Below are 4517 nucleotides of genomic sequence, written 5' to 3'. Positions count from 1 at the left end.
CTCCATGTCTTGCCACTCGTCCGCTCCACATATGACTGCGCATACAGCAATGATAAGTATATCGAGCAGGTTGTGATCACACATGCCGGGGCAGCGAGGATCAGGAACTTTGGCTAAAAAATCAGCTAGTGGCTGGTACTGCTTGGCTTCCATGCGGATGAACTACTCTAGGAGACTCGAATAAACTGGATAGAGAGTTTACAAGAAATTTATCTTCGAGTGTTCAGATTGATGCAATTGCCCTGTTTATTACCGTAAAGCAGATCCACTTTTTTAACGGCTTTATCACCTTTCAGCAGATCCTTGGTCTTGATTCGGTACAGGGACATGGCACGCCAGGATTTCATCATGAACTCTTTATGAACTTCGGTGTCTTCCGGGTTGTATTCTTTCAATTTGCAGACGGATTCGATGCCTTTCTTTTCACAGTACTCATTTATCAGCTTGTCATAGCCGGATGAAGTTCCCTGGTGATAAGACCCAAAGTACAGGTAGTCACCAAAGAAGGCATTGGCTGCAAACTTGGCACCGTGAGCTGCAACTGGATCTGGATCATAAACGGTGTAGCGCATTACCGGTTTAAATACTGCCGGATGCCGGATGCCGGATGCTGGATTCAAGCAATAAGTGCAATCGACACCCTGGAGTAGACTTCGAGAGGAGTTCTTCCTCCTAAAACCTTCCTCGGCATCTTATTGATCAAGAGTTCAGTCTCTCGAATACTTTCTTCTGACAGATCCCCAAGAGCTATTTTCTTTGGCCAGGTTCTACGGATAATTCCATTGGTATTTTCGTTAGTTCCTCACTGATAACTGGCATAAGGTTTGGCAAAAAATACATCAGCATTCATAGCTTCTGATACCTTCTCATGAGCCGCAAACTCGCCTCCCTGAGTCTTGTTGGCCGTTATACGCTTGTAAACCGTCGTATGACTGAGGGAAATCTCAGGCACTTCCACTTTCATCCGAGCACTGATGTTTTCCGGCGACCAGCCAAGAGATAAACCTTTCTTAATGATCGTTATATGTCGTTCATCTGATTTGCTGAACTTTGTGGCTGATGCCCTGCGTTGGGTAGCCAGGGCATGAGCGGTTTCAGCATGGTATCTGTCACCACTGGCATTACGGCGCAATTCTCGGGATAAAGCACGCTCACTGATCCAACCTTCTGAAATATCAGTCGATAGCACTTATTGTATTAATCCAGCTTTGTTTGTATAGGTGTTTGTGCGTAATCAAGGTTTGTTTTTACACTTTTTATTCTCAGCTTTTCATACCTGAAGCTCTGGAGATGGACTCAGAGATGTGATCAATTTCTCTATAGACAGAAAGTGTCAGTACTACTTATCCCAATTGACTGGTTTTAAGGGGAGAATGTCTCCATGAGTTATGTCACATGGCTGGTGGTGGTTTAATGAAGACGTACTTGGAGAGCTCTCCGATGGACAACCCAAAAAAAACAAAAAAACAAAGAATAGAGTCCATTGATATACTGAGAGGCTTCGCACTGATTGGGATTCTTTTCGCCAATATTCTCTGGTTCAGTGGTTATCTTGACAGTACTGCAGAACTCAGAGACCAGCAGCTTAATACTTCTCTTGCAGACGGTGTTGTTCTCTACCTCACACGTCTTCTGGTTCATGGCAAATTTTACTTTATCTATTCATTTTTGTTTGGGCTTGGCTTTTACATTCTCTATTCAAGAACAAAAATTCAGGGCAGAGCGTTCAATTTATATTTTCTGAAGAGGCAAGTGATTCTCCTGATTATAGGGTGTGTTCATGCCTTCTTTATCTGGTGGGGCGATATTCTGCGTTACTATGCCCTGGTAGGAATGGTTATGTTACTGATCAAGGATTGGAGTCCTGCGAGATTGCTCCAGCTATCGGTCACACTGCTATTCATGCCCTTAATTCTTGATCTTTTGCATCTGTTTTATGGACTGAGTGTCGAGCTATCTTTTGCTCCGGATTTCAGCAAGGGGCAGATCCTTACACAGTATTTGAACGGTCAATGGTTTGATGCAAATCTGATCAGGGTCATTATGGGTCTGGAAGGTAACCTCAATACTGGCAGGCTTCTCCGAATTCTGGGTATGTTTGTTCTTGGTTACTATTTTGGACAGATGAATTTTTTCTCGGTGACTGAAGCAAACCGTACTTTGCAAAAGCGAATTATGACCTTCTCATTAGTCGTAGCCTTTCCTGCCGGCTTGATAAAAGTAGGTGCCAGTTACTTTGATTATGGGATAAGCGAGTCACTGAAAACAGCTGTTATGGAATTCCTTTATGTTGTTTCAGTAACAGGGATGGCGCTGGGCTATATTGCTATGGTTGCCTATTTTGCCCCTGGTCTTCAAAACTCTCGTCCTGCCATCTGGTTAAAAACGCTGGGTAAAGTGCCCCTGAGCAATTATCTATTGCAGTCAGTTATTGGGGTATTGATCTTTCAGGTGTTTGATCTGTTTGCCAAAGTGCCTTTGACTCAGGCTTATGCACTGAGTGCAGGAATTATTGTGGTTCAGATTTATATATCCAGCCTATGGCTAAAGTACAGGTCGCAGGGGCCGGTTGAAGCTTTGTGGAGGAAGCTGGCCAGTCGATAACTGGCCAGTTGCTTATCAGCGTCTCTTTAGAACCAGGGGCAGGTCGTCCTTCTGCTTGGGTAATGGGAAGGCCTGATGCTCAGGGTTGTAGCCTTCTGGCACGTCCCAGTCATACTTCAGCAGCATCTGATGCATAAAGCATTTCACCAGCATCTGGGCAAAGTTCATACCGATGCATTTGTGGGCTCCGCCGCCAAAAGGAACAAACTGGTGGGAGTGTCGTTTATGTTCAGCGCGCTCTTTGGAGAAACGGTCCGGGTCAAACTTTTGTGGGTTATCCCAGTGCTCTTCCATCATATGGGTGTACTGGGGCGGAATATTCAAAACGGTGTTAGCAGGCACATGCACACCGCCAATTTCACAGTCTCTGATGGTTCTGCGGGTATACATCATCACCGCCGGGTGCATTCTAAGCGCTTCGTTCTGGATGTTGTCCAGCTCGGTCATGCCTTTTAGATCTTCGAAGTCCAGAACGTCTTTGCCCACTGCCAGTGATTGCTGGCGAGCTCTCTCCAAAATGTCCTTGTTCTGGGCCAGGTGCTGCATGATGTAGCTCAGATTGGATGTGGTGGTGTCATGAGCACCAAACAGCAAAAAGTTAATATGCTGGGCGATCATGTCATCACTGAAGTAATTGCCGTCTTCATCTTTCTCCCGACAGATCAGGCTGAACATATCTTTGCCATCACCATTGCGACGCTCTTCAATTTTTCCGATCAGATAGCGTTGCATGTAGCGTTTGGCCTGTTTGCCTTTTCGCCACTTTGTGAAGGGCAGCATTGGAGAATCCACTCTGACAACACCGATCAGACCGTCAGTGATCTCGATGAATATATTCGACATCCGTTTGGCTTCATCACCCTTGAAGTCGCTGATGCCAAGGAACAGTTGAGCACCCACATCCAGCAGGGTTTCCTTGATGTTCGGGAAGAAACGGAAGTTATCCATTTTGTCCCACTGCTCAATGTTTTCCTTAAAAGTCTGGTTCAACGTGCCTGCATAATGTTGCATGGTGTCAAACTTGAAAGCGGTCTGAAACATACGTCGCTGCGATTTATGCTGGTCAAAATCCTGAAGCAGCAGGCCTCCATCGTAGAATTGCCCCAGGGTGTCTTCATAACCTTTGGCGTTGGAAAAGTTTTTTTCTGTGTCCAGCAAAATCTGCTTATTGATATCGGCACCGACACAGAGCAGAACGTTCTGACCAATCTGCCCAAGCTTGGAGACAGGACCGTATTTTTTGTAATGTTCATCTACCAGGTTATAAAAATCATTGACCAGGGGAATGGTTTTGCCAATGACCGGCAGGCCAAGATCGCCATCGATGTGTTTCAGGTCATTATTGGTGGGTTCTTCCAGATAGGAAAAGTCCATTGTCGATGCGTTAGCCATAGTCGCCTACCTTGTTATTCTTGTCTGACGGGTTAACAGTCATCCGGCCTGGATGACGTTTTTTAATTTAACGACAGCTGTGCTGAGCATCAACTCCTATTGCTTCTATTATTGTGTGTTTTAAGTGGCTGAAAAATAACAATAAAAAATAATTAACATGATTTTACTTCTATTTTATTTGCGGGCCGGAAAGTAAGGCAGGATCAAATGTGAGCGCTATTTTTTAATTCATTGACTTTGAAAATTATCGAGGAGGGTTTCACCGGCTCTGCTATTTTTAACCTTCTTTTTTCATTCGTCATTTGTGGTTAAGGCGGGTACTTTTGAAAAAATGGATTCATATTTTTATATTCAAAAACCATTATCAAGCCTGCTTTATAACAGTTATTTTGGGTGTTCTTTCTTTAACTTTCAGTGTTTCTGCTTCTGCCTTCTTGTCTGGTTTGGAATCAGTTGGGTGGGTATGGAATGCTGGACCCCGCCTAATCTCTGAAAGCCTTTTTGTTGTTCCTGAACCTGAC

At 44.5% G+C, this 4517-nt stretch carries 5 protein-coding genes and 1 pseudogene; 2 read left to right on the top strand and 4 right to left on the bottom strand.

Annotated features, from left to right (window positions below; all coding sequences use genetic code 11):
- The 3 genes and pseudogenes from WG89_RS33050 to WG89_RS26100 form a co-directional block, all read right to left on the bottom strand.
- On the bottom strand, positions 1–153 hold a 153-nt coding region (locus WG89_RS33050), incomplete at its 3' end, for a transposase family protein (protein ID WP_172806667.1).
- Positions 154–209: 56 nt separating this feature from the next.
- Positions 210–620: a hypothetical protein gene (locus tag WG89_RS26105; protein WP_153301837.1), complete on the bottom strand. Its 411-nt coding sequence runs from the start codon at positions 618–620 to the stop codon at positions 210–212.
- Positions 617–1159, bottom strand: a pseudogene (locus WG89_RS26100) (transposase); the annotation flags it as partial. The gene WG89_RS26105 and the pseudogene WG89_RS26100, both read right to left, overlap by 4 nt.
- A gap of 254 nt (positions 1160–1413) precedes the next feature.
- Between WG89_RS26100 and WG89_RS26095 the strand changes: the two are divergent.
- Positions 1414–2604 (top strand): DUF418 domain-containing protein, encoded by a 1191-nt coding sequence (locus WG89_RS26095; RefSeq protein ID WP_172806920.1) that lies wholly within the window; start codon positions 1414–1416, stop codon positions 2602–2604.
- Positions 2605–2619: 15 nt separating this feature from the next.
- Here the strand turns inward: WG89_RS26095 and WG89_RS26090 are convergent, their stop codons facing one another.
- The gene (locus WG89_RS26090) at positions 2620–3996 is read right to left on the bottom strand and encodes a cytochrome P450 (RefSeq protein WP_079254062.1); all 1377 of its coding nucleotides are present in this window, start codon (positions 3994–3996) and stop codon (positions 2620–2622) included.
- Positions 3997–4319: 323 nt separating this feature from the next.
- Here WG89_RS26090 and WG89_RS31780 point away from each other — a divergent pair.
- Positions 4320–4517: hypothetical protein (locus WG89_RS31780; RefSeq protein WP_216638562.1), on the top strand; the 198-nt coding region annotated here is incomplete at its 3' end.

The organism is Endozoicomonas arenosclerae (genome assembly GCF_001562015.1).
GTDB classification, from domain to species: domain Bacteria; phylum Pseudomonadota; class Gammaproteobacteria; order Pseudomonadales; family Endozoicomonadaceae; genus Endozoicomonas_A; species Endozoicomonas_A arenosclerae.
This window is presented reverse-complemented; position numbering and strand designations above follow the sequence as displayed.

Bases quoted from the DNA above. Each gene is read 5' to 3' on its own strand.
- WG89_RS26095 (WP_172806920.1), top strand. From the start codon at position 1,414: ATGAAGACGTACTTGGAGAGCTCTCCGATGGACAACCCAAAAAAAACA.
- WG89_RS26090 (WP_079254062.1), bottom strand. From the start codon at position 3,996: ATGGCTAACGCATCGACAATGGACTTTTCCTATCTGGAAGAACCCACC.